The 22,540-nt window shown below is 72.7% G+C and carries 23 protein-coding genes; 5 read left to right on the forward strand and 18 right to left on the reverse strand.

Annotation, left to right across the window (positions count from 1 at the left end):
• Positions 1 to 55: 55 nt before the first annotated feature.
• From ACH34Q_RS19130 to ACH34Q_RS19155, 6 genes are read right to left on the reverse strand one after another with little or no spacing between them, the layout of a single operon-like run.
• Positions 56 to 1,792 (reverse strand): ABC transporter ATP-binding protein, encoded by a 1,737-nt coding sequence (locus ACH34Q_RS19130; protein ID WP_395984318.1) that lies wholly within the window; start codon positions 1,790 to 1,792, stop codon positions 56 to 58.
• The gene (locus tag ACH34Q_RS19135; protein WP_395984319.1) at positions 1,792 to 3,501 is read right to left on the reverse strand and encodes an ABC transporter ATP-binding protein; all 1,710 of its coding nucleotides are present in this window, start codon (positions 3,499 to 3,501) and stop codon (positions 1,792 to 1,794) included. The genes ACH34Q_RS19130 and ACH34Q_RS19135 overlap by 1 nt, the downstream gene beginning before the upstream one ends.
• On the reverse strand, positions 3,498 to 4,907 hold the full coding sequence (locus tag ACH34Q_RS19140; protein WP_395984320.1) for an ABC transporter ATP-binding protein: 1,410 nt from the start codon (positions 4,905 to 4,907) through the stop codon (positions 3,498 to 3,500). The genes ACH34Q_RS19135 and ACH34Q_RS19140 overlap by 4 nt, the downstream gene beginning before the upstream one ends.
• Positions 4,904 to 5,737 (reverse strand): ABC transporter permease subunit, encoded by an 834-nt coding sequence (locus ACH34Q_RS19145; RefSeq protein ID WP_395984321.1) that lies wholly within the window; start codon positions 5,735 to 5,737, stop codon positions 4,904 to 4,906. Before ACH34Q_RS19145 ends, ACH34Q_RS19140 begins: the two co-directional genes overlap by 4 nt.
• A complete protein-coding gene (locus tag ACH34Q_RS19150; RefSeq protein WP_395984322.1) occupies positions 5,734 to 6,693 on the reverse strand; it encodes an ABC transporter permease in 960 nt (319 codons plus the stop codon). The genes ACH34Q_RS19145 and ACH34Q_RS19150 overlap by 4 nt, the downstream gene beginning before the upstream one ends.
• Complete coding sequence (locus ACH34Q_RS19155; RefSeq protein ID WP_395984323.1) at positions 6,690 to 8,201, reverse strand: ABC transporter substrate-binding protein; 1,512 nt, start codon at positions 8,199 to 8,201, stop codon at positions 6,690 to 6,692. Before ACH34Q_RS19155 ends, ACH34Q_RS19150 begins: the two co-directional genes overlap by 4 nt.
• Before the next feature lie 112 nt (positions 8,202 to 8,313).
• Between ACH34Q_RS19155 and ACH34Q_RS19160 the strand changes: the two genes are divergently transcribed.
• The 3 genes from ACH34Q_RS19160 (at position 8,314) to ACH34Q_RS19170 (ending at position 10,278) form a co-directional block, all read left to right on the forward strand.
• Entirely contained in the window at positions 8,314 to 8,955 is a 642-nt protein-coding gene (locus tag ACH34Q_RS19160) for a TetR/AcrR family transcriptional regulator (RefSeq protein ID WP_395984324.1), read from the forward strand.
• A 178-nt stretch (positions 8,956 to 9,133) separates the two neighbouring features.
• Positions 9,134 to 9,511 carry an ArsR/SmtB family transcription factor gene (locus tag ACH34Q_RS19165; RefSeq protein ID WP_395984325.1) on the forward strand — a complete coding sequence of 126 codons (378 nt, stop codon included), beginning with the start codon at positions 9,134 to 9,136 and terminating at the stop codon, positions 9,509 to 9,511.
• A complete protein-coding gene (locus tag ACH34Q_RS19170) occupies positions 9,508 to 10,278 on the forward strand; it encodes a cation transporter (protein WP_395984326.1) in 771 nt (256 codons plus the stop codon). Before ACH34Q_RS19165 ends, ACH34Q_RS19170 begins: the two co-directional genes overlap by 4 nt.
• Here ACH34Q_RS19170 and rpmF read toward each other — a convergent pair.
• The 12 genes from rpmF to ACH34Q_RS19230 all read right to left on the reverse strand — a co-directional run bounded on the left by rpmF (position 10,265) and on the right by ACH34Q_RS19230 (position 19,615).
• The gene (rpmF, locus tag ACH34Q_RS19175; protein WP_395984327.1) at positions 10,265 to 10,429 is read right to left on the reverse strand and encodes a 50S ribosomal protein L32; all 165 of its coding nucleotides are present in this window, start codon (positions 10,427 to 10,429) and stop codon (positions 10,265 to 10,267) included. The genes ACH34Q_RS19170 and rpmF overlap by 14 nt on opposite strands.
• Before the next feature lie 15 nt (positions 10,430 to 10,444).
• Positions 10,445 to 10,750 (reverse strand): 30S ribosomal protein S14, encoded by a 306-nt coding sequence (rpsN, locus tag ACH34Q_RS19180; protein WP_395984328.1) that lies wholly within the window; start codon positions 10,748 to 10,750, stop codon positions 10,445 to 10,447.
• Positions 10,750 to 10,986, reverse strand: coding sequence for a 50S ribosomal protein L28 (gene rpmB / locus ACH34Q_RS19185; protein WP_395984329.1), 237 nt, complete (start codon positions 10,984 to 10,986; stop codon positions 10,750 to 10,752). Before rpmB ends, rpsN begins: the two co-directional genes overlap by 1 nt.
• Positions 10,986 to 11,231: a type B 50S ribosomal protein L31 gene (locus ACH34Q_RS19190; RefSeq protein ID WP_395984330.1), complete on the reverse strand. Its 246-nt coding sequence runs from the start codon at positions 11,229 to 11,231 to the stop codon at positions 10,986 to 10,988. Before ACH34Q_RS19190 ends, rpmB begins: the two co-directional genes overlap by 1 nt.
• 2 nt (positions 11,232 to 11,233) lie before the next feature.
• Complete coding sequence (gene rpmG / locus ACH34Q_RS19195) at positions 11,234 to 11,398, reverse strand: 50S ribosomal protein L33 (protein WP_395984331.1); 165 nt, start codon at positions 11,396 to 11,398, stop codon at positions 11,234 to 11,236.
• Positions 11,399 to 11,542: 144 nt separating this feature from the next.
• A complete protein-coding gene (locus ACH34Q_RS19200; RefSeq protein WP_395984332.1) occupies positions 11,543 to 13,267 on the reverse strand; it encodes an ABC transporter ATP-binding protein in 1,725 nt (574 codons plus the stop codon).
• Between the two features lie 17 nt (positions 13,268 to 13,284).
• Positions 13,285 to 15,006 carry an ABC transporter ATP-binding protein/permease gene (locus ACH34Q_RS19205; RefSeq protein ID WP_395984333.1) on the reverse strand — a complete coding sequence of 574 codons (1,722 nt, stop codon included), beginning with the start codon at positions 15,004 to 15,006 and terminating at the stop codon, positions 13,285 to 13,287.
• A gap of 19 nt (positions 15,007 to 15,025) precedes the next feature.
• Positions 15,026 to 15,904 (reverse strand): ABC transporter ATP-binding protein, encoded by an 879-nt coding sequence (locus ACH34Q_RS19210; RefSeq protein WP_395984334.1) that lies wholly within the window; start codon positions 15,902 to 15,904, stop codon positions 15,026 to 15,028.
• Between the two features lie 40 nt (positions 15,905 to 15,944).
• Positions 15,945 to 17,024 carry a FecCD family ABC transporter permease gene (locus ACH34Q_RS19215; RefSeq protein ID WP_395984335.1) on the reverse strand — a complete coding sequence of 360 codons (1,080 nt, stop codon included), beginning with the start codon at positions 17,022 to 17,024 and terminating at the stop codon, positions 15,945 to 15,947.
• Entirely contained in the window at positions 17,021 to 18,079 is a 1,059-nt protein-coding gene (locus ACH34Q_RS19220) for a FecCD family ABC transporter permease (RefSeq protein WP_395984336.1), read from the reverse strand. The genes ACH34Q_RS19215 and ACH34Q_RS19220 overlap by 4 nt, the downstream gene beginning before the upstream one ends.
• Entirely contained in the window at positions 18,076 to 19,047 is a 972-nt protein-coding gene (locus ACH34Q_RS19225; RefSeq protein ID WP_395984337.1) for an ABC transporter substrate-binding protein, read from the reverse strand. The genes ACH34Q_RS19220 and ACH34Q_RS19225 overlap by 4 nt, the downstream gene beginning before the upstream one ends.
• Before the next feature lie 196 nt (positions 19,048 to 19,243).
• Positions 19,244 to 19,615, reverse strand: coding sequence for an ArsR/SmtB family transcription factor (locus tag ACH34Q_RS19230; protein ID WP_395984338.1), 372 nt, complete (start codon positions 19,613 to 19,615; stop codon positions 19,244 to 19,246).
• Positions 19,616 to 19,681: 66 nt separating this feature from the next.
• Between ACH34Q_RS19230 and ACH34Q_RS19235 the strand changes: the two genes are divergently transcribed.
• Entirely contained in the window at positions 19,682 to 21,685 is a 2,004-nt protein-coding gene (locus tag ACH34Q_RS19235; RefSeq protein WP_395984339.1) for a heavy metal translocating P-type ATPase, read from the forward strand.
• 94 nt (positions 21,686 to 21,779) lie between these two features.
• Positions 21,780 to 22,520 (forward strand): class I SAM-dependent methyltransferase, encoded by a 741-nt coding sequence (locus ACH34Q_RS19240; RefSeq protein ID WP_395984340.1) that lies wholly within the window; start codon positions 21,780 to 21,782, stop codon positions 22,518 to 22,520.
• Positions 22,521 to 22,540: the final 20 nt, after the last annotated feature.

Consider the following 22,540-nt stretch of genomic DNA (forward strand, 5'->3'; position numbering starts at 1 on the left):
TCTCGCCGGAGTCGTCGGAGAAGGAAGCCTGCCGGGCCACCCTCGGGGCGGCACATCAGCCAGGGTGCAGAAGGGCGTCTCTTTCGTGATTGTCCTGGCTAAGAATGAGCTGTTGGTACAGGCCGTCCTCGGCGGCGAGTTCTTGGTGCGTGCCGCGCTGAACGATGTGGCCGTGGTCGAGGACGAGGATGTGGTCTGCGCGGCGGACGGTCTCGAGGTTGTGGGCGATGACGAGTACGCTCCCGGCGGCGGCGAGGCGGTGGGCGGCTTCGCCGACGAGGCGGGCGTTCTCGGGGTCGAGGGCGGCGGTGGCCTCGTCCATCAGGGTGAGCGGTGCGGCCTTGAGCAGGGCGCGGGCGACGCACACACGTTGACGCTCGCCGCCTGACAGGCGGCTTCCGCCTGGCCCGACGGGGCTGTCCATTCCGCCTGGAAGATCGGCGATCATGCGTTCGAGGCCTGCGGCGCGGACGGCGGCGACCAGGTCGGTGTCGGACGCGTCGGGGCGTGCGGTGCGGATGTTCTCCCGGATGGTGGTGTCGAGCAGGTGGTCGTCCTGGAGCACGGTGCCGATGCCTGCGTAGAGATCCTCTGGGCGCAGGGTGCGGAGATCGGCGCCGTCGAGGGTGATGTGCCCGCTGGTGGGATCCCAGAACCGGGCGAGCAGCCGAAGGAGAGTGGTCTTCCCGGCGCCCGAGGGCCCGACGAGCGCGGTGAGCCCCCGGCGAGGCAGGACGAAGGACACGTTCTCGAGCACGGGCCGGTCGTCGTAGCGGAACGAGACGTGCTCGGCGCGGGCGATGTCCGCGCCGGGCGGCACGGCATGTGCGGGCGATGCGTCCAGGACGGGCAAGGGAGGCGTGTCGAGGGTCTGCACGAGCCGGGTGAGGACGCCATCCTGCAGACGCAGCCCTGCGGCCAGGTCGGCGCCGGCGGAGGCGACGGACGTGAGGCGCGCGATGACGACGAGAACGCCGACGAAGACGGGGGCGGTGAGGGTGGCACCGGCCATCCAGGCGGCACCGGCGGCGATCAGGGCGGCGAAGAGGGCGTTGAGGGTGACGCCGAACAGCACGAGGCCGGGGATGACGGTGCCGGCCGAGCGCAGTGAGGCGGCACGGACCTCCTGGAGGGCTCGGTCGAGAGCCTCGGTATCGTCGGGGCGCTGGTCGGTGCGGATGAGTGGCTGCCGGTCGGCGTATTCGAGGACGCGGTCCGTCGCCTCTGCGGTGGTGCGGTGGCGGCGGGCGTCGACGGCACGTGCCAGCCTGCCGCTGTAGCGGCTGACGGCCCAGGCGATGGCGGTGGCGGCGAGCACGGCGAGCGTGAAGCGCCAGTCCAGGAGCGCAAGGGTGAGTGCGGCGGCCGGAGGCGTGACGAGGGCGGTGATGGCAGGGCGCAGAAGGATGGCCGGGTAGGACATGAGCTGCGGGACGCCGGTCGTGCCCGTGTCGATGATGTCGGCCTGCCGGGCCGGGGTGAACCAGCCCAGAGGCAGGTCGGCCAGGTGGTCGCCGAGGCGTTCGTGCAGGGCGCGGGCGGTGGTGCTGCCGACACGGAACGCGACCGTCTGCGCGACCCATTGCACGGTGACGAACGCGACGGCCGCCCCGGTGAGAGCGATCATTGCCGACATGGGCTCGGGATCGGACTCGAGGCATGCGGCGACGACGACGCCGACGAGTCCCAGAACGATGCCGTGGAGCACGGCGGCCGCGGTGAGCCAGGCCGTGAGTGCGCCGAGCCGCCGTCGATCGGGTGCGGGCAGGATGCGGGCGAGTGTGCGGAGCATTAGGAGTTCTTCCCGGGGACGGTGTCGGCTGTCGTGCGTCCCTGGAGGGCGCGGTAGGCGGAGCAGCCGGCGAGGAGTTCGGTGTGGGTGCCGTCTCCGGCGAGGCGGCCCTGGTCGAGGACGAGGATGCGGTCGGCGTCCTGCACGAGGTGGAGTTGGTGGGTGATGAGCAGGACGGTGCGCTGGCGTGCTTGGGCACGCAGGCTTGCGAGCAGGGCGGTGCGGGTGGCGGCGTCGACGGCGGAGAGCGTCTCGTCGAGGACGAGCAACCCGGGCTCGCGCAGCAGTGCCCTCGCCAGGGCGATGCGCTGGCGTTGCCCGCCGGACAGGTCGGTGTCATCTCCCAGAACGGTGTCGTAGCCGCGCGGGAGGGCGAGGATGACGTCGTGGACGGCCGCCTGCCGGGCGGCGTCGACGATCCGTTCCTCGGGAACGGGATGCCCGCCGGTGAGATTGTCGCGGACGCCGGCCCGGCGCAGTCTGGTGTCTTGGAACACGAATCCGATCCGCTCGTACAGCGCCGCCTCCGGCAGGTCGCGCAGGTCGGTGCCGCCGAGGAGGACGTGACCGGCGGTGGGATCCGTGAAGCGGGCGAGCAGGGCGGCGATGGTGCTCTTGCCGCTGCCGGAGGCGCCGACAAGCGCGACCAGCCCGCGGTCGGGGAGCGCGAAGGTGATGTCGTGCAGGACATGCCGGTCGTCGTATCGGTGGCCGACGTGGTCGAGGCGGACGACGCCACGTGCGGGGGTCGCCGTGCCCCAGGACAGCCGGGGCTGGTCGAGAAGCTCACGGATGGATCCCAGGGCGGACAGGCCGGTGCGGAGGGCTTGCAGCCGGGGCCCGGCGACGGCTACGGGGGCGCTGATCGCCGGGCCGAGCAGCACGCCTGCGACGAGGCCGGCCGGGCTCACCCACCCCAGGGCCACGCCGCTTCCGCCGACCAGGGCCAGAAAGGCGGAGGTGGCGCCCGGCGCGACGACCAGCCAGGAGGCGGTGGTGACGGCGGAGGTGCCGCTCGACCAGGCGCGAAAGAAATCGTGGAAGGCGTGCACGGCGGCCGTGTAGCGGCCACGCGCGCCGCCGGCGCCTCCGTAGACCTTCGCGGTGGGCAGGCCGCGCACGTAGTCGACGATCGTCGTGTTGACGCGCTGCTGCGCGGTGGCGTACTCGGCGAAGTTCGCGCCGGAGCCGCGCATGGCGCGGCTGTACCACCAGATTCCGAGCGCGAGCGGGATCAGGCTGCACAGTGCGAGCCGCCAGTCGGCCAGGGCGAGCGCGATGAGCCCGGCCAGTGGTGTGACCACCAGGGCGGTCACGTCGAGCAGGGTATGGGCGACGAGGTAGTGCGTGGCCGCGGTGTCGTCGTGGACCACCTTCTTGATCCGTCCGGTCCCGAGTCCGGTGACGGCCGGCACGGGGATGTGGCGGATGGTGCCGGAGAGCCGCCGTTGCAGGATCCAGGTGAGGTTCGCGTCGGCGCGGTGCGCGATCCACGTGGCGGCGGCGGTGGCGAGGGCGGCGCCGACCGTGCCGAGCACCGCGACGACGACGGGCGTCGTGCCGGGGAGTCGGTCGTCGGCGATGAAGGCGCTGGTGAACGCGATGAGGACCAGCAGGGGCAGGAGCGCGAGCAGGCTGCCGAGCGCTTGCAGGGCCGCCGCCGCCGCGAGGGGCCCGCGTACGGGGCGCAGCAGATCGAGGGTGGTCATTCGAGGCGTTCTCCGGAGAGGGTGAGGACGCGGTCGGCGTGGGCGGCGACCTCGTCATGGTGGGTGATCAGCAGGACCGCCGACCCGGTGGTCCGGCGCCAGGCGTCCAGCGCGCCGAGCACGAGGCGGGCGGTGGTGCGGTCGAGGGAGGCGAGGGTCTCGTCGCAGACGACCACGGCCGGAACGGCGGCGAGCGCGCGGGCGAGCATGACCCGGTGGCGTTGTCCGCCACTGAGTCGATCCGGGGTGCGATCGAGCACGTCCGCGGTGAGCCCGAGGCTGTCGAGGAGCGCCTTCGGTCCCGGGCCCGGAGGGATCCCGCGGCGGTGCGCGGCGGCGACGGCGCGGGCGAGCATGCGCCGGACGGTCTCGTACGGGTTAAGTGCGGCGCGGGCGTCCTGCCCGACATAGGCGAGGAACGGGCCGCCTGTGCGCGCCCGGGCGGCTCCGTCCCAGGAGACCGGGGCGTCGTGAACGCACAGGCGTCCGGCGTCGGGCGGGGCGAGGCCGCACAGGGCGCGGGCGAGGGAGGTCTTACCGCTGCCCGACACCCCCTGCACGGCGACGAACTCCCCCGCTGCGAGATGCAGGGACGCGTTCCGCAGCAGCGGAACGCCCCCGCGACGGATCGTCAGCCCGTCCGCTGCCAGCACCCTCTCCTCGCCGTCTCCGGTGGGCCCATCCGGGCTGCGATGACGGGCCGGGCGCGGAACCGGGGGCGGCGAGGCGGTCGCGGCCTGGAGCCGGCCCCCGGCGAGTTCGAACACCCGGTGGGCCGCACGGTCGACAAGGGCGCGGTCATGGCTGATGAGCAGCACGGCCGGCTCCCAGGGCAGACGGGTGAAGGCGGCGCTCACCCGCCGGGCGGTGTCGGGGTCGAGCCCGCTGGTGGGCTCGTCGAGGATCACCAGGCGGGGCCGGGTGAGGAAGGTCCAGGCCAGCAGGGACCGCTGGGCCTGCCCGCCGGAGAGCTGGGCGGGATGGCGGCGCAGCAGCGCGGCGTCGAAGTCCGCCGCGTCCGCGGCGGCGCGGATGCGGGCATCGTGGTCGCGCCGGGACTCGCCCGGATGGGCGATGCGTGCCGCAGTGCGCAGTTGCGAGAGGACTCTGCGGCGCGGATCGAGCGCGCTCGCCGGATCCTGTGGCAGGTAGCCCGTGACTCTGCCCCGCAGCACGGCCCGTCCCTCCGGCGTGAACGGGTCGTGCCCGGTCACCTCGACCCGTCCGGCGGTGCGGCGCAGACCGGCACCGAGGTGACCGAGCACGGCATGGGCGAGCGTGGTCTTGCCGGCTCCGGACTCGCCGACGATCGCGGTCACCTCCCCCGGACGCAGGTCGAGGTCGACCGCGTCGAGGACGGCGCCGTGGGACGTGGTGATCGTGAGGCTGGACACGGTCGCCGTCATGCCGGCCGTCCCGCCGGCTCGAGCCCACCCAGCCGCGCGTCGGCGACCCGGTCGAGCAGGAGGGTGACGCCGACGGCCAGCACGACGAGCAGTGCGGCCGGGACGAGGACCGGAAGCGGGTTGGCGGCGATGCCGGTGCTGTTCTCTCGCACCATCCGTCCCCAGTTCGCGGCCGGGGCTCCTGCGCCCAGGCCGAGGAACCCGGCGGTGGCGGCGAGTTGGGTGGCGGCGACGAACCGGATCCCCGCCTCGGCAAGGGCGACCGGCGCCAGCCCGGGCAGGATGTCGTGCCGGATCCGGGCGGGCAGCGCGTCGCCGCGCGCCTCGGCCTCGCGGGCGTACTCGGCGGCGGCGAGCCGGGCGGTGCGCTCCCGGATCACCCGTACCGAGAACGGTGTGCTGACCAGCGCGATCGCGGCGGCCACGATGGCATCGTCGCCGGGCAGCCCGCCGGCGAGCAGCAGCAACAGCAGCAGGGCGGGGACGGCCGCGACCGCGTCGACGACCCGCAGCACGGCCTGCGCCGTCCGATGACGGCGAGTCGCACCGGTCCAGATCCCCACGATGAGCCCGACCATGCTGCCGAGCACGGTGGCCGCGACGGCCTGCAGGATGAGCGTGCGCCCGCCGGCGAGCACCCGGGCCAGGACGTCCCGGCCGAGGACATCCGTGCCGAGCAGACGCCCGGCGGCCGCCGGCTCGAACGGCACGCCGACCGGCGCGGTGACGCTCCCGGCCGCCAGCCATGGTCCCGCCACGGCGACGATGAGAACGAGGAACGCCGGTGCGGCGACCCAACGCCGGCCCATCCTGACGCGACGGGCCGTCATGACGTCACCGCGGCATCGGCGGTGCGCCGATCCAGTGCCCGGGCGGCGACGTCGCCGACGAGCAGTACGGTCAGCGTGGCCGCGGCCAGCACCAGGCTCAGCCCCTGCACGAGCGGCACATCGCGGCTCTCGACCGCGCGGGCGAGTTCGTAGCCCACACCGGGCACGTTGAAGAGCGTCTCCACCACGATGCCGCCGCCCAGCAGGCCGGCGATCATGACCGTGAAGGCATGGATCGCCGGACCGGCCGCGTTCGAGACGATGGTCCGTACGTAGCGAGGCCCTCGGACGCCGTTGAGCCGGGCGAATTCCGCGAACGGCGCCGCCGCGGTCTGCGCGACCGAGGCGCGCAGCAGTCGCATCGTGGATCCGAACCCGCCCAGCGTGAGCGCCAGTGCCGGTAGTGCGATCAGCTCCGGATGCTGCCACAGCGTCTCCCCGGGCGGGATCAGGGCGACGGTGGGCAGCACCGTCCACCAGAGCGTGAACACCACCAGCAACGCGGTGGCGATGAGGAAGTCCGGGATGCCGATCAGTCCGAGCGTCGTCCCGGACAGGCCGCGGTCCAGGCGGCTTCCCGGCCGTAGTCCGGCCGCGGTGCCGAGCGCACCGGCCAGGATGAGAATGAGTACCGCGGCCGGTACCAGCACCGCCAGGCTCGCCCCGAGCCGGGCCGCGACGATGTCGGCGACATCCCGGCCCGACACCAGTGACGTGCCGAGATTCCCGTGCAGCATCCCCGCGACCCACTCCCCGTAGCGCTGCACCGGGGGCCGGTCCAGCCCGAGTGCGACGCGGACCGCCTCCCGTTCGGCGTCCGTCGCGTCCGGCCCTGCGACGACGCCGACCGCGTCGCCGGGAAGTACCTCGGCCGCCCAGAACACGACGACGGAGAGGACGGTCAGGGTCGCCACGCAGGTGGCCGCCCTCACCGCGATCCAGCCGGCCGACCTCATTTCCGGCCGGTGACCGTGGCCTTCGACAGGTCGGGGAACTGCAGCTCTCGTACCCCGGAGACCCCGTCGCGGGCGGCACTGATGGTCGGCACGAACACCGCCCCGATCTGATTGCCCTGTTCCCACAGCACCCGCTGCGCCTGGTGCGAGGCGGCCAGCCTCTTCTCGGCCGTGGAGGCGCTGCGCGCGGTCTTCACCAGCGCATCGGCCTTCGGGAAGGTACCGGGAACATGGTTCGGCTCGAACATCGCGGGCGGGTTGTACCCGGCCCTGAACGGCAGCTTCAGGTAGGCGGCGTGGTCGGCGAACAACTGCCCCGCGGGCAGTTCCCGCAGCCTCGCCTTCACCCCGATCGCCTTCAGGTCCTCGACGATGAGCGTCGCCGTCTCGACCATGCCGGGCAGCTCCGGGCCCGCCGTGAGCTCTACGCTCGTCCCGTCGGCACCCGCGTCGGCGAGCAGCCGCCGCGCCCGCGCCGGATCATGGGGGCGCTGCTCGATGGCCTTGCCATAGCTCGGGAAGCCGAGTGCGGGCAGGTCGTTACCCACGAACGCGCGACCGTAGTAGACGTTGTCCACGATCCGCTTCCGGTTGACGGCGAGCCTGAACGCCTCCCGCACCCGCGGGTCGTCGAACGGCTCTGCCTCGGCGTTCATCGTGAACTGCAGGTACGAGGCGTACGGCAGCTCACTCGCCGTCACCGTGATCCCGTCGGCCTTGCCAAGGGTCTGCGCCTGCGTCGGAGCGAAACCGCCGGCGAAGTCGACCTGCCCCTGCCGCAACGCGTTCGCTCTGGCCGTCCCGTCGGGGATGGAGAGCAGCTCGATCGCCTTCAGGGACGGCGCGGTGCCGTAGTAGCCGGGGTTGCGCTCGAGCAGCGTGGTCCGGCCCGGCTCGAACGCGGCGATCGTGAACGGCCCCGACGAAGGAGTCTTCGGTGTGAACTCCTTCGTGCCGTCCTTGATCGCGAGCATGCTCTGGCAGATCAGTTCCCGGCCGTCGGCGACCGGTGACAGCGCCGGCAGCACCACGGTCGACGCATCCGGCGCCGACGCCGCGTCGAGATCGAAACTCCGAGCCGCCAGCAGCGCGAACGGAAGGCCCTTCAACTCGGCCGGGGCCCGCAGCGAGTACAGCACGTCCCTGCTCGTCAGCTCGGACCCATCGGTGAAGCGCACCCCGTCACGCACGCGCAGGGTGTACTTGGACAGATCGTCGGCGACCTCGATCGACTCCACCACGCCGTACGAGACCCCATCGGGCGAGGCCGGATCGAGCTCGCACAGCGGTGCGTGCACCAGCCTCGCCCGCACGTAGTCCAGCGACGTCGGGCCTCGGAGGTAGTTCAACGTCTCCGTCGTGCCACCTGAGAACGCGGCCCGCAGCGTCCCGCCCGCAGCCGAACCGTCCCCCTGCGACCCGCTGGAAGCCGTGCACCCGGTCACCAGCATGGCCGCGGCCACACCCGCGGCCAGGCTCCCCGCCCTGCGGCCTGTCGTGGACAGCATTCAGCACCTTCACCTTCCAGCACCGGAGAACCGGCACGGCTCGAATGTTTACTACGTATATCATGAAATTGATAACCGTTATCATCCGCGTGCCGACCGATAGGGTCGCCAGGTGAAGCCCGCGACGACACTGAACCGCGACAGCATCATCGAGGCCGTCCTCGCCATCACCCGCGCCGACGGCCTCGACGCGGTCACCATGCGCGCCGTCGCCGCCCGCTTCGACGTCACACCGATGGCCCTCTATCGGCACATCACCGATCGCGACGAACTCGTCCGCCTCGTCGCCGACCGCGTCGGAGCCCTCGTGCGCCCATCGAACGCGCCCGACGACCCGTGGGACGAACGCGTCCGCGCCTGGGCCCGCGCTCAGCGCGCGGTACTGCGGCAGCACCCCGGGCTGGCGGCTTGGCTTCTGGAGAACGGCCCCGCGGGACCCGAGGCGTACAGGCACCTCGACCTGCTCGCCTCGGCGGTGGCCGCCGCCGGCCTCGACGACACCGCGATCGCGCGCGGCACCGCACTCATCATGAGCTGGACCTTCTCCCGCGTGGCCATCGAGGACGGCAACGAACGGCGACGGCGAGCCCGGCACCCCAGCCGTTCACAAGCGTTCGTAGACGGCCTGGCCGGGATCGACCCGGTCCGTCATCCCACGGCCGCGCGGATCGGCGTGGGGTTCTTCACCCTGCCCATGGAGGAGATCTTCGAGGCCGGTCTCGAAGCGATCATCGTCGGCATCGGGAGCAGATGAGGTCGGCCGGGCGCGGGAGCGGACCGGCAGCGCCGGCCACCCGGCATCTCCTTGATCATCGGAGCCGCCGTTCATGCGGTGTCCTCACCCACGGCGCAGAGGACGGTCACCGGCCAGAGCTTGACGACTCCTAGGGTCGGCATATCATCACGATATGGCGATTGATTCTGATTGTGGAATGACTTCGTTGGACGGGCTGGCGCCGGCGGCGGCGCTGTTCCACTCGCTGGCCGATCCGGTGCGGCTGTCGATCGTGCAGCGGCTGGCCCGGGGCGAGTCGCGGGTGGTGGACCTGACCCGCGAACTGGAGCTGGCCCAGTCCACGGTGTCCAAGCATCTGGCCTGCCTGCGCGGCTGCAACCTGGTGGACTACCGCGCCGATGGCCGCCAGTCGTTCTACTTCATCGCCGCTCCCGAGCTGCTGGACCTGCTGCGCTCGGCCGAGCACCTGCTGTCGGCCACCGACCGAGCCGTCGCGCTCTGCCCCACCTACGGCACCGCCGCCGACGGCGCGCAGGTGGGCACCTGCTCTGCGGATGCGCAGGTGCGGGCGTGACCACGCTGTCGCCCGGGCCGCTGCCGCAGCGGCGGGCGGTACTGGCGCGGCAGGTGCGCCTGCTGGTGGCCGCCACCATCACCTACAACGTGATCGAGGCCGTGGTCGCGATCGTCGCCGGGACGATCGCCTCCTCGGGGGCGCTGGTGGCGTTCGGGCTGGACTCGGTGATCGAGGTCGCCTCCGGCGCGGCGGTCGCCTGGCAGTTCTCCGCCCGCACCCCCGAACTGGTCGAACGGCGCGAGCAGCGGGCGCTGCGAATCATCGCGATCTCGTTCTTCACGCTGGCCGCCTACGTCACCTTCGACTCGGTGCGCACCCTGCTGGGAACGGGCGAGGCCGAGCATTCCTCGGCCGGGCTGGTGCTGGCGGCCCTCAGCTTGGCGGTCATGCCGTTCCTGTCGCACTCGCAGCGGCGCGTCGGCCGCGAACTCGGCTCGGCCAGCGCGGTCGCCGACTCCAAGCAGACCCTGCTGTGCACCTACCTGTCCGGTGTGCTGCTGATCGGCCTGGCGGTCAACAGCCTGTTCGGCTGGTCCTGGGCCGACCCGATCGCCGCGCTGGTCATCGCCGCCGTCGCGGTCAAGGAAGGCCGCGAGGCTTGGCGCGGCGACGCCTGCTGCGCCGTCCCCACCCCGGCCGCCTCCACCGCAGGCGCCGCGGCCACCGACACCGGCGACGCCTGCGCGTCCTGCTCACCCGGGTGCGCCTGCTGCTCCTGCACCTCGACGGGGCCGCCGCCCGGCCCAGCGGTCAGGGGCGGATGAGCCCGGTCTGGTAGGCGCGGATGAGACGGCGCGGTACCAGGACTTCGCGGCCCTCGACGGTGATGGGGACCAGGTCGGGGGTCTGCGCCTTCCATTGGGAACGGCGGTGCCGGGTGTTGGACCGGGACTTCTTGCGTTTGGGAACGGCCATGGCGGTCGGTTCTCCTTACCAGCTGGATTTGGTGATGCCGGGCAGCTCACCGCGGTGTGCCAGCTCCCGGAAGCGGACCCGGGAGAGACCGAACTTGCGCAGGTGGCCACGGGGGCGGCCGTCGACGGCGTCACGGTTGCGCACGCGGGTGGCGCTGGCGTCGCGGGGCTGGCGGCGCAGTTCCACGACGGCCGCCGCGCGGATCTGCTCGGCGGTGTGCGGGCTGTTGATCAGGCGTTTGAGCTCCGCGCGGCGGGCGGCGTGGCGCCGCACGGTCTCCTTGCGGCGTTCATTGGCGGCGATCTTGCTCTTCTTGGCCATCAGACCTTCCCTCCCCGGGCGCGGATGCGCGCCACGGCCGCCTCGATGCCGATCTTGTCGATGGTCTTGATGGCGCGGGCCGTCAGCCGCAGCCGCACGTAGCGGCGCTCGCTCGGCAGCCAGTAGCGCTTGGACTGGATGTTGGGGTCGAAACGGCGCGAGGTGCGCCGGTGCGAGTGCGACACCTGCTTGCCGAATCTCGGCTCGGTGCCGGTCAACTGGCATCGCGCCGCCATCAGCGGCCCCCGTAGCGCTGCTTGAAGCGCTCGACCCGGCCGGCGGTGTCCAGCGTGCGCACCCGGCCGGTATAGAACGGGTGGCTCGCCGAGGACACATCGACATCGATCAAGGGGTAGACGTTGCCGTCCTCCCACTCGATGCTCTTGTCGCTGGTCGCCGTGGAGCGGGTCAGGAAGGCGAAGTCCGCGCCGCGGTCGCGGAAGACCACCGGCCGGTAGTCGGGGTGGAGATCCTTCTTCACGATCAGCGTTCCTCTCGGTAGAGCACATGCCGGCGGACGACCGGGTCGTACTTGCGCAGCGTCAGCCGGTCGGGGTCGTTGCGGCGGTTCTTGCGGGTCACGTAGGTGTGGCCGGTACCGGCGGTTGAACGCAGCTTGATCACCGGCCGTAGCTCGTTGCGAGCCATCGGATCTCCTCTCGACCCATCACATGATAGCGATAATGGTTTTCATTTTCTAATCGGAGGATCCGGTGCCCGTTCCCGTGGTGCTGGCCTGCGCACGCCGCGCCACCGACTTCCTTCCTGGAGCAGCGCTGGAAGCCGACGCCCTTAGCCGGTCAGCAGTCGGGACAGGGCGCCGTCAGTGGCGGTGAGGGTGTCCCAGGTTCCTTGTTCGGTGATCCGGCCGTCGTGGAGGACGGCGATGTGCTGGGCGCGGCGGATGGTGGCCGGGCGGTGGGCTATGACGATCGTGGTGGTGTCGCGTCCGGCGAGCAGGCGGGCGAGTTCGGCGTCGCCGACGGCGTCCACGTGTGCGGTCGCCTCGTCGAGGATGAGGATCCGGGAGCCGGCCAGCAGGGCACGGGCGAGCGCGACGCGGGCCCGCTGGCCGCCGGAGAGCGTCGCGCCGCGTTCTCCGACGATGCTGTCCAGGCCGTCGGGCAGGGTGGCGGCGATCCGGTCGACACCGCACTGCCCGATGACCTGGTCCAGGCGTTCGCCGTCGGCTTCGGGGGCGGCCAGGAGGAGGTTCTCCCGGAGCGTGCCGTGGAACAGGGCGGCGTCCTGACCGACGAGCGCGACGGCGGAGCGCAGCTCGGCGTCGGCGAGGTCGCGCAGATCGACGGCCTCGCCGGTGGTGGTGAGCTCGATCGTGCCGTCGGTGGGATCCCAGAAGCGGGCCAGGAGGTGGGCCAGGGTGGTCTTTCCCTCTCCGGAGGCTCCGACGAGGGCGATGGTACGGCCCGCGGGGATGGACAGATCCAGGCCGCGTAGCACAGGGGTACCAGCGTAGGAGAAATGGACGTTGCTGAACCGGACGCCCAGCGGGCCGTCCGGGGCCGGGACCGGCCGGGACGCGGACGGTGCGGTGGGTGGGGCGCCGATCGCGGCCGTCACCCGGGCGGCGGCGGCGCGCAGGGCGCCGGCCTGGCGGAGGGCGTCGGCGCCTGCGGCCACGGGGGCCAGGCTCGAGAGGGCGAGGGCCAGGGCGGCCGGGGCCCACGCGCCCGGCGGACGGTCGCCCGCGCCCGCGATGACGGCGACCACGGCGATCAGGGACAGCACCACAAGGACGTCCTGCACGGCGGTGAAGGCGCCGTCGTGGCGGGCTTCGGCACGCTGTGCCCCGGCGAGCTCGTCCGCGGCGCGGGTGAGGTGCCGTCGACGCTGGTCGAGCGCGTTGTGGGCGAGGAGTTCGCGGATGCCGTCCGTGGTGTCGACGGCGTCAGCGGAGAGCCGGGCGGTAGCGGTGCGGACCCGCTCTCCGCGGGCGTCCCGGCCCCGGTCGCCGAGCAGCGGATGCACCATCAGCGCGGCGGCCGCGGACGCGACGGCGACCGCGGCCCAGGGATCGAGCGTGCCGAGCACGGCCGTCCCGGCGGTGAAGACCAGGCCCGAGGCGAGGAGTTGGGCGATGGTGTGGGCGTAGAAGAACTCCAGTGCCTCGATGTCGTTCATCGCGGTCGCCGCCAGGTCACCGCTGCGTCGGCCGGAGATGCGGGCGGGGGCGCTGCGGGCGAGCCCGTCGTAGATGCGCACGCGCAGCTCGGCGAGGACGCGGTAGGCCAGGTCGTGCGACAGGTCCATCTGCCGCCATGTGGCGAGGGCGCGGAGCAGCACCAGCCCGCCGAGCACGCAGACGGTGGCGGGGCCGGGCGCGGCGCCGTCGATCACGGCGCGGCCGAGGGTGTGGGCCGTCCACGTGACCAGGACGACGAGCGAAGCCTGGTCGATCAGGCAGGCGGCGATCGTGCGGACCACGGTCCGGCGGTGCGGGCGCAGCGCGGGGAGCAGGCCGCGCAGCACGCGCCGGGACGGTATGCGGGGGTTCATGGCGCTCCTCAGCGGATTCAGTCGGACCGGTCCGCGGTGGCGAGCGCGGCGTAGACGCCGCCGGCGCCGGCCAGGGCCGCGTGGTCGCCGACGGCGTCGACGCGGCCGCGGTCCAGCACCACGATCTGGTCGGCATCGCGGACGGAGGCCAGCCGATGGGCGATGACCAGGCAGGTCCGGCCATGCGCCACGCGGCGCAGCGCCTGGGTGATGCGGTGTTCGCGGTATTCGTCCACCGCGCTGGTGGCCTCGTCCAGCACCAGGACGGGGGCGTCGCAGAGCAGGGCACGGGCGAGGGCGAGCCGCTGCCGCTGGCCGCCGGACAGCGTGGCGCCGCGTTCCCCCAGGACGGTCTCGTACCCATCGGGGAGCGCGGCGATCTCGTCGTGCACGCCCGCGTCGCGGCAGGAGGCGACGAGTCTCTCCTCGGTGGCGTCCGGATCGGCCAGCCGCAGGTTGTCGGCGATGGACGCGGCGAACAGGTAGACGTCTTGGGAGACGACGGCGACGGTACGGCGCAGCGCGGCCAGCGACAGTTCGCGAACGTCGACGCCGTCGAGCAGCACCGCACCGGCATCGGGGTCGTGGTGGCGTTGCAGGAGAGCAAGGAGCGTGGACTTGCCGGCCCCGGAGGGACCCACCAGGGCGGTGGTGCGGCCGGCCGGGCACTCGAACTCGACGTCGTCGAGGGCGGGCCGCTCGCTGCCCGCGTAGGAGAAGCGGATGCCGCTGAACGACAGGACCGGCGCCGTTGTCCACACGGGTGCGAGGCCGCCGGTGTCGGCCACGGCGGGCCGGGCGGTGCGCAGCGCGGCGATGCTGTCGGCGGCCGAGAGCCCGACGTACCCGGCGTGCCACTCCCTGGCCAGGTCCCGTAGCGGCCGGAAGCTCTCGGAGGCGAGCATCAGCAGCAGGTAGGACTCGGTTCCGGTCACCTGGCCGGTGGCAGCGGACACGCAGGCCAGCAGGACCGCGCCGAGGGCGCCCGCCTGGATGGCGAGGTCGGTCAGGGCGGTGTCGACCAGCGAGACGCGGAGCTTGGCGACGATCGCCTTGTGCAGGTGGTGCGAGCGGTTCTCCAGCGCCGCCCGCTTGCGCTGGACGGCGCCGGTCGCGCGCAGGGTGGGCATCTGCTGGAGCGCTTCGAGGTAATCGGCTGCGAGGCTCTCGTAACTGTCCCAGTGCCGTCTCCCGCGATCGGCCAGCGCCCGGTCCCAGAAGCGGGGTACGAACAGGGCCAGAGCGACCGCGATGGTGAGGACGGCGGCCACCCACACGTTCAGCAGGGCGATCCACACCAGGAGAACCGGAGTGACCAGGACCACCACGGCGAACTGCGGGAGGTAACGCGACAGGTAGGTGTTGACGCCTTCGACGCCGTCCACGACGGTCGCGCGCAGGGCCCCCGTACGCGCGGCGGTGCTGTACGCGGGGCCCAGGCGCCCGAGTTGGACGATCAGTTCGTCACGCAGCGCCGTCCGGATCCGCGCCCCGGCGTCGGCGGCGGCCACCCGCTGCCACCAGATGAGGAGAGCGCGCAGGAGCAGTACGGCGATCACCGCGCCGAGCAGGGCGGGCAGCCGGTCGGTGCGGCCGCGGGCGATGTCGGCGAGCGCCATGGCGAGCAGCCCGGCCTGGGTGATGTGCCCGGCCGTCACCGCGGCGAGCAGGGCCGTGGCGCACAACTGCGGGCCCGGCGCGGTGCGGGCGGCGCGCAGCAACTCAGGATGCAGCATCATCGGGCGGTCGCTCCGGTGGTCATCGGGTGTCGGGGATGGGTCGGTCGGGGTAGCAGACGGGCCATCCGCGTTCGGGGTCTCGGCCGACCCTGCCGTCGACGCCGAACACCTCTCGCAGCAGCTCGCGCGTCACCACCTGCTCCGGCGGCCCTTCCGCGGCCACACGCCCGTCCCGCAAGGCCACCAGGCGCTCGGCGAACCGCGAGGCGAGGTCCAGGTCGTGCAGCACCATCAGGACCGTCAGCCCGCGTTCCTCTCGCAGCCTGGCCACCAGTTGCAGCACTTCCAGCTGGTGCCGCAGGTCCAGGTAGGTGGTCGGCTCGTCGAGCAGGAGAACGGGAGCGTCCTGGGCCAGGGCGAGGGCGAGCCGGACCCGCTGCCGTTCACCACCGGACAGCGTGTCCACCGGCCGGTCCGCCCATGGCTCCACACCGACGTCCCGCATCGCCCTGACGGTCACCGCGTCATCGCCGACGCGGAGCATGCCCAGCGGGCCGCGCGCGGCGTAGCGGCCCTGCCGGACCATCTGGCGCACCGTCAGGCCCGGCACGGCGGGGGCGGACTGGTGCAGCAGGGCGACCTTGCGGGCGGCGTCGCGGCGGGAGGCGCGCGCCATGTCGGCACCGTCCACCGACACCCGTCCCGTCTCGGGACGGAGCACGCCCGCCGCCAGCCGCAACAGGGTGCTCTTGCCGCAGCCGTTCAGGCCCACCAGGGCGACGAGCTCGCCGGGCTGTACCCGCAGGCTCACGTCGTCCAGTACGCGCTGTCCCGGATAGCCGAAGGACACCCCGTCAACGCTCAGCAGGGCGGGCGCGGCGGCGGTCCCCTCCCCCGCCGCCGGGGGAACCGCCGCGTTCGCCGGTGCCGTAGCGGGATCGCCGGTCAGTTTGGACACGCTCCGCACTCCTCGTTCACATGGCCGTTCAAGAGATGGATCACGGCTCGACGGCCTGCCGGCGGGCGACCGCCAGCAGCACCACCGCACCGAGGCAGGTGGTCACCGCGCCGACCGGGACGCTGAGATGCTCGGCCCCCAACGCGGTGGCCGCCCGCGACAGCAGCTGGGCGACGGCGTCCGCTCCGCAGACCGCGACACCGCCGGCCAGCGCCGCACCCGGCAACCCGATCCGCAGGTCGGCGCCGAAGAGGGCGAGCGCCGCGTGCGGCACCACCAGGCCGACGAAGCCGAGCGCCCCCACCGAGGCCACCGCGCCCGCGGTCAGGGCGACCGCGCACAGCAGCGCGAATCCGCGCGCCCGCGCCGGAGCCAGTCCGGCGGTCTCGGCCACCTGCTCGCCGCAGCGCAGCAGCATCAACGGGCCCGCGGTCAGGCAGGCGACGACGCCCCAGCACAGTGCCCACGGCCACAGCAGCGTCCAGTGCTCCCACGTCCGTGCCTCGGTCGTGCCGACCATCCACTGGACGACGCTGCCGATCTCGCCCGGTGCGGCCAGCAGCACCACCGCCGTCAGCCCGCCCAGCGCCGCGGAGACCAGCACGCCGTGCAACGCCACCGACGCCGGGTCCGACCGTCCTCGCCCGGTCAGCAGCCACAGCAGGCCCGCGCCGCCGCACCCACCGGCCATCGCGGCGACCACGACGGCGAGCGGTGACGACCAGTCGGCCAGGCCGGCCCCGGTCGCGGCCACCGCGCCGAGCACGGCGCCGGGCGTGACCCCGGTGACCTCCGGTGCCGCGAGCGGATTGCGCAGCGCGGCCTGCAAGACCAGACCCGCGAGCCCGAGACTGGCCCCGGCGCCCAGCGCGACGAGCGTCCTGGGCAGCCGCACCCGCCAGACCAGGTGGTGGACGGTCGGATCGGCCGCTCCGCCGGTGACCGCCTGCCAGACCTCACCGACGGACAGCGCACGTCCCGCGATCATGTCGGCCATGGCCACCAGCGGGACGGCCAGGAGCAGGGCGACGAGGGCCGGAAGGGGCCGTCGCCGCCGGTTCGGGCGTGTCCTGCCGGGAACGGCGCGGGACATGTGCTCGGCCCGCTCGGTCACCGTCATCGGGCACCGGCCCCTCGCCCGGCGTGGGTCACTTCTGGTCCGGCGGAGACCTCCGGCGTCCCGGCGCCGGGACGGTGCGGCCCGGCATGGAGGCGGCGCAGCAGCACCACTCCCGCGGGCACGCCGATCAGCGCGGTCCAGGCACCGACCGGGGTCTCCACGGGCCTGAGGGCCAGCCGCGCGGCCTGGTCGGCCCAGACGGTGATCACCGCGCCGGAGGCGACCGTCCAGGGAAGCCAGCGCAGCACGCCGGCGTCCGGGCGCAGCCGCCGGGCCAGGTGGGGGGCCAGGAACCCGACCCAGGCGATCGGGCCGCAGACGGCCACGACGGGCGCGATGAGCAGTACAGCGACGGCCAACGCACCCAGCCGGGCATGCCGGACGCGCACCCCGAGGGCACCGGCGTCATCGTCGCCGAGTCTGAGGACCGCCAGCATCGGGGCGCACAGCACCAGCAGCGGCACCGTCGCCACCAGCCAAGGCCAGACGTCGTGCCAGGCGTCCCAGGTGCGGCCGGACAAACTGCCCAGCAGGTAGCGGAAGATCAACTGGAGGTCGAGCTGGTCCGCCATCACCATCAGGACCAGCAGCGCGGATTGCAGTGCGGCCGCCACCGCGGCCCCGGTGAGCAGCACCGCGGACGGGCTCCGGCCGAAGCCCGCGGCGACCAGCGTCGCCACTCCGCCCGCGCAGGCTCCCAGCAGAGCCAGTAGCGGGTACGCCCAGCCGGGCAGGGTCAGCGCGAGCACCAGTGGCGCCGCTACCCCGAGAGCGGCTCCGGAGGAGACGCCGAGCATCTCCGGAACGGCCAGCGGATTGCGCAGCGCCTCCTGCAGGACGAGCCCGGCCGCCCCCAGGCAGGCCCCGGCGATCAGGGCCAGCAGCAGCCGGGGCAGCCGGACGTCGCGGACGACCACGGCCTCCAGTCCCTCCGCCGGCCCACCGGCCAGCAGCGCGGGCAGCCGGGACAGCGGGACGTTGGGAGCGCCCAGACACAACGCGCAGAGCGCGCCGATGGCCAGCAGCCCGGCCACCAGGACCGCCGCCCGGCTCATCGCAGCGCGGCCGTCGCCTCGTCCAGGACGACGCCGAGGGACCGGGTGCCCCGGCCCTTGGCCCACACCTCCGGATCCGCCTCGACCACCTTGCCGTTCTTGACCGCGGGGATCTGCGACCACAGGGCGTTGCCGGCCATCTTCTTCGACAGCTTCTCGCCGGGCGCGCCGAACGCGATCGTCTCCACGAACAGCACGTCGACGTCCTTGGCCAGGATCTCCTCCAGGCTGTAGGTACCCTCGATGCCCCGGCTCTTCCACGGGTAGTCGCTGAAGAGCGGGAACATCCCGGCCGCCACGTCGATGCCCGGTGTGGCCACGCCGAAGTTCTCGTCGCTACCGAAGATGATCAGTGCGGTCTTGTCGCTCTTGGCCTTCTCGGCGGCGGCCAGCTTCTCTCGCAGCCTTCGTTCGGCGGTCACCGCCTGGTCGCCGCGGTGGGTGAGCGCGGCGAGGGATCGCAGGTAGGAGACGCTGTCCTGCCACTTCTTGGGTTGCACGGGCCAGAACGTCGTGGCGCCCCGCAGGGCGGGGGCGAGCTTGCCGTGCGTGTCCTCCAGGCCGATGACCAGGTCGGGCTTGTGAGACAGGATCGCCTCGACCTCAGGGCTGATGAATCCGCCGGGGATGACGGGAACCTGCTTCGCCTTCTCCGGGCCGAGGAACCGCGGGTGGGCGAGCAGCGACGAATTGGTGGCGGCCGGCACCATGCCGAGCTCGGCCAGCATGTCGTCGCACACGGCCACCAGGCAGACCACGCGCTGGGGTGTGCGCTCAGGCGCGACGACCTTGCCCCGCACGTCGGTGATCTTGTCGGCGGCGGCGACCGGTTCGATCGGCGCCAGGCCCGCGACGCCGGCGGCGGCATCGCCCGCGCGGGCACCATCGTCCGCGGCCCCTCCGCAGCCGGCCAGCAGAGCGCCGGCAACGGCGATCGCAACGGTACGCCGCAGGATGCGGCGGGTCATGCGCGGCATGGTCGGTTCTCTCTCGTCAGGGTCGGTCACACGCCCGGGGAGGCGGCCTGCGTCCGGGCGCATGCCCGGCCCGCACTGCCAACAGCATGATAATCATTTTCATTATCTATGCAACTGTGCCGATTCCGGGCAGGTGTCATCGCGACCCCGCGCCCGGCGGGAGAGTCAGCCGCTCAAAGAGCCGATCTCACGGCGCTCCGCCGTGGACGTCGACGCTCTGATCGTCGTGGTAGGCAAGGCCGCGGTCGGTGTGGTCGGCGTGGAAGAGCGCCGCCTCCAGCAGCCGGCGGACGTGCACGTTCGCGGCGGAGTAGTAGACGAAGGTGCCCTCGCGGCGTCCCCTGACCAGCCCGGAGAGCCGGAGCTTGGCCAGGTGCTGGCTGACCGCGGTGGGGGCCGCACCGACGAGTTCGGCCAGGCAGGCCACCGAGGACTCGCCCTGCAGCAGCGCCCACAGGATCTTCATCCTGGTCGGGTCGGACAACATCCGGAAGGTCTCGGCCGCCAGATGCACCTGCTCCTCGTTGGGCATCTGGAAGTCCGGCATCGACGCGTGCATGCGCCGAGAATATCCCACTGGCCATCTGCCTTCATTGCTGCATGACTGCGCATGTATGCTCCTGCGATGGCAGTGAGACTTAACTCCGACGTACCCGCCCGCCTCGACCGGACCCCGGACGGCGCGGGGAAGCGGCCGCGCAAATTCCGCTTCCTCGAGTTGGCCGAGGTGCGGTGGGCGGCGGCCGCGACGGCGCTGTTCGCCGCGGGAGCCTTGGCGCATGTGACGGGGGCGCCGTCGTGGACGTGGTGGACGCTGTACCTGGCCTGTTACGCGGCCGGAGGCTGGGAACCGGGTCTGGCGGGGCTGCGGGCGCTGGCCGGGCGCAAGCTGGACGTGGACCTGCTGATGGTGGCCGCCGCGATCGGGGCGGCGGCGATCGGGCAGGTCTTCGACGGCGCACTGCTGATCGTCATCTTCGCCACCTCCGGCGCGCTGGAGGCCTACGCCACCCAGCGCACCGCCGACTCGGTACGGAGCCTGCTCGACCTGGCTCCCGAGACCGCCGTCCGGCTGGGGGCCGACGGCACCGAACAGGCGGTGCACACCGCCGACCTGCGGGTCGGGGACGTGATCGTCATCCGTCCCGGGGAGCGTGTCGGCGCGGACGGGCGGGTGATCGCCGGCGCGAGTGAGGTGGACCAGGCCACGATCACCGGCGAACCGCTCCCCGTGGACAGGCTGCCGGGTGACGAGGTGTTCGCCGGAACCCTCAACGGCACCGGCGCGCTCCGGGTCCGGGTGGAGCGCCCCGCGGGCGAGACGGTGGTCGCCCGGATCGTGGCCCTGGTCGAACAGGCCAGTGCGACCAAGGCGCGCACCCAGCTGTTCGTCGAGAGGATCGAGCAGCACTACTCGATCGGCATGGTCGCCGCCACCCTGGCGGTCTTCCTCGTCCCGCTGGCCTTCGGCTCCGATGTGGCCTCGGCACTGCTGCGGGCGATGACGTTCATGATCGTGGCCTCGCCGTGCGCGGTGGTGCTGGCCACGATGCCGCCCCTGCTGGCCGCCATCGCCAACGCCGGGCGGCACGGCGTCCTGGTCAAGTCCGCCGTGGCGATGGAACGCCTCGGCACCGCCACCCGGGTGGCCTTCGACAAGACCGGCACCCTCACCGAAGGAACCCCGCAACTGGACTCCGTCCGGCCCCTTTCCGACGCCGGCGAGGCCACCGATGTGGACGCCGGCGCCCGGTCCATGGAGCTGCTGGCGCTGGCCGCCGCAGCCGAGGCCCCCTCGGAGCACCCGCTCGCACGCGCGGTGGTGGAAGGCGCACGGCGAGCAGAGCTGCCCATCGAGGACGCCGAGGAGTTCACCTCGACACCCGGCCAGGGAGTCGGCGCCCGCGTCGGTGGCCGATGGGTACGGGTTGGCAGCCCCGCCCATCTCCTGGACGAGCGGGCTCCCGGCGCAGCGGTCACGACGGTGGAGGAACTGGAGAACGGCGGGCAGACCGCCGTGGTGGTCTGCGTCGACGGACGGGTGGCCGGGGTGCTGGGCCTGTCCGACCGGCCGCGCCACGACGCGACGACCGCCGTCGCGTCCATCACCGCGATCACCGGCACCGGTCCGCTGCTGCTGACCGGCGACAACCGGCGGGCCGCCGACCGTCTCGCCGAACACGCCGGGATCGAAGACGTACGCGCCGGGCTCCTTCCGCAGGACAAGGTCGCGGCCGTCCAGGCCCTGCAGGCCGATGGAGAGAAGGTGCTGCTGGTCGGCGACGGTGTGAACGACGCACCCGCGCTGGCCACCGCCCACTCCGGAGTGGCGATGGGCGGCATCGGTTCCGACCTGGCACTGGAGACCGCCGACGCCATCATCGTGCGGGACGAACTGGCGGCCGTCCCCGCCGTCATGGCGCTGTCCCGCAGGGCCCGGCGCGTGGTCACCGCCAACCTCGTCATCGCGGGTGCCTTCATCGCCGTGCTGGTCGCGTGGGACCTGATCGGCCACCTGCCGCTCCCCCTGGGCGTCGCCGGCCACGAAGGCTCCACCATCATCGTCGCCCTCAACGGACTCCGCCTGCTGACCGGCTCCGCCTGGCAGCGGGCCGTCGACCACCGGTGACCACCGGATCGGCGACCAAAAGGAACGAAAATGATTTTCAGATCCGTTATCATTACGACCGTCAGAAGGACGGGCGGCGAGAGAAGGCGGGAACATGGCCGACGAGGCTTCCAGGGCTGACGAGGGGCTGGGCTACGCCGTCAACGCGCCCTACTACGAGCTGATCCTTCCCACCGAGCACTGGGCGGGCGTCGCCGCATCGCTCGGCGCTCTGCTCAAGGACGCGCACACGGTCGCCGAGATCGGCGCCGGGACCGGTTACTACACCGAGGCGATGCTGGGCTTCCTGCCGCCGGACGCCGAGATCTTCGCGATCGAACCCGCGCGGGTCATGCGGGCCGCGCTGGTCACGAGGCTGGCGCGGCTACCGGAGGCGGAGCGGCGGGTGACCGTCCTGCCCGAGGACGCCGCCACCGCCGACCCCGGCACCGGACTGGACGCGGTCGTCCTGCTCAACCTGGTGATGCACTTCGCCCCGGACGAGCGTGAGCGACTGTGGCGGAAGTGGGCGAAGGCACTGAACCCGGGTGGGCTGCTCATCGTGGAAGCGCAGTACCCGCAGCGCACGGAGCCCGTACCGCCGTCGACGGTTCCCGGCCGCACGCTCGGCCGCCACCGCTACGACACGGTCTCGCGCGCCGACGTGGCCGGCGACGGCATGATCCGCTGGGTGAGCACCTACCGGACGTGGGACGGGGACCGCCTCGTCCGCGAGGAGACCGCCGAGTTCGACTGCCACGTCATCTCCGACGAGCGGCTCTCTGAGGAGCTGTCGGCCGCCGGGCTGGCGCCCGTACCGGACGCTCCCGAAGGTCTGCGCGTCTGGCGACGGTGACGCCTCTGCCGGGACGGCGG

Source organism: Actinomadura sp. 9N407 (assembly GCF_044326315.1).
Taxonomy (GTDB): domain Bacteria; phylum Actinomycetota; class Actinomycetes; order Streptosporangiales; family Streptosporangiaceae; genus Spirillospora.

Coding starts and splice junctions, on each gene's coding strand:
- ACH34Q_RS19130 (WP_395984318.1), bottom strand. CDS start 1,792: ATGCTCCGCACACTCGCCCGCATCCTGCCCGCACCCGATCGACGGCGG.
- ACH34Q_RS19135 (WP_395984319.1), bottom strand. CDS start 3,501: ATGACCACCCTCGATCTGCTGCGCCCCGTACGCGGGCCCCTCGCGGCG.
- ACH34Q_RS19140 (WP_395984320.1), bottom strand. CDS start 4,907: ATGACGGCGACCGTGTCCAGCCTCACGATCACCACGTCCCACGGCGCC.
- ACH34Q_RS19145 (WP_395984321.1), bottom strand. CDS start 5,737: ATGACGGCCCGTCGCGTCAGGATGGGCCGGCGTTGGGTCGCCGCACCG.
- ACH34Q_RS19150 (WP_395984322.1), bottom strand. CDS start 6,693: ATGAGGTCGGCCGGCTGGATCGCGGTGAGGGCGGCCACCTGCGTGGCG.
- ACH34Q_RS19155 (WP_395984323.1), bottom strand. CDS start 8,201: ATGCTGTCCACGACAGGCCGCAGGGCGGGGAGCCTGGCCGCGGGTGTG.
- ACH34Q_RS19165 (WP_395984325.1), top strand. CDS start 9,134: ATGACTTCGTTGGACGGGCTGGCGCCGGCGGCGGCGCTGTTCCACTCG.
- rpmF (WP_395984327.1), bottom strand. CDS start 10,429: ATGGCCGTTCCCAAACGCAAGAAGTCCCGGTCCAACACCCGGCACCGC.
- rpsN (WP_395984328.1), bottom strand. CDS start 10,750: ATGGCCAAGAAGAGCAAGATCGCCGCCAATGAACGCCGCAAGGAGACC.
- rpmB (WP_395984329.1), bottom strand. CDS start 10,986: ATGGCGGCGCGATGCCAGTTGACCGGCACCGAGCCGAGATTCGGCAAG.
- rpmG (WP_395984331.1), bottom strand. CDS start 11,398: ATGGCTCGCAACGAGCTACGGCCGGTGATCAAGCTGCGTTCAACCGCC.
- ACH34Q_RS19200 (WP_395984332.1), bottom strand. CDS start 13,267: ATGAACCCCCGCATACCGTCCCGGCGCGTGCTGCGCGGCCTGCTCCCC.
- ACH34Q_RS19205 (WP_395984333.1), bottom strand. CDS start 15,006: ATGATGCTGCATCCTGAGTTGCTGCGCGCCGCCCGCACCGCGCCGGGC.
- ACH34Q_RS19215 (WP_395984335.1), bottom strand. CDS start 17,024: ATGACGGTGACCGAGCGGGCCGAGCACATGTCCCGCGCCGTTCCCGGC.
- ACH34Q_RS19220 (WP_395984336.1), bottom strand. CDS start 18,079: ATGAGCCGGGCGGCGGTCCTGGTGGCCGGGCTGCTGGCCATCGGCGCG.
- ACH34Q_RS19225 (WP_395984337.1), bottom strand. CDS start 19,047: ATGACCCGCCGCATCCTGCGGCGTACCGTTGCGATCGCCGTTGCCGGC.
- ACH34Q_RS19230 (WP_395984338.1), bottom strand. CDS start 19,615: ATGCACGCGTCGATGCCGGACTTCCAGATGCCCAACGAGGAGCAGGTG.
- ACH34Q_RS19235 (WP_395984339.1), top strand. CDS start 19,682: ATGGCAGTGAGACTTAACTCCGACGTACCCGCCCGCCTCGACCGGACC.
- ACH34Q_RS19240 (WP_395984340.1), top strand. CDS start 21,780: ATGGCCGACGAGGCTTCCAGGGCTGACGAGGGGCTGGGCTACGCCGTC.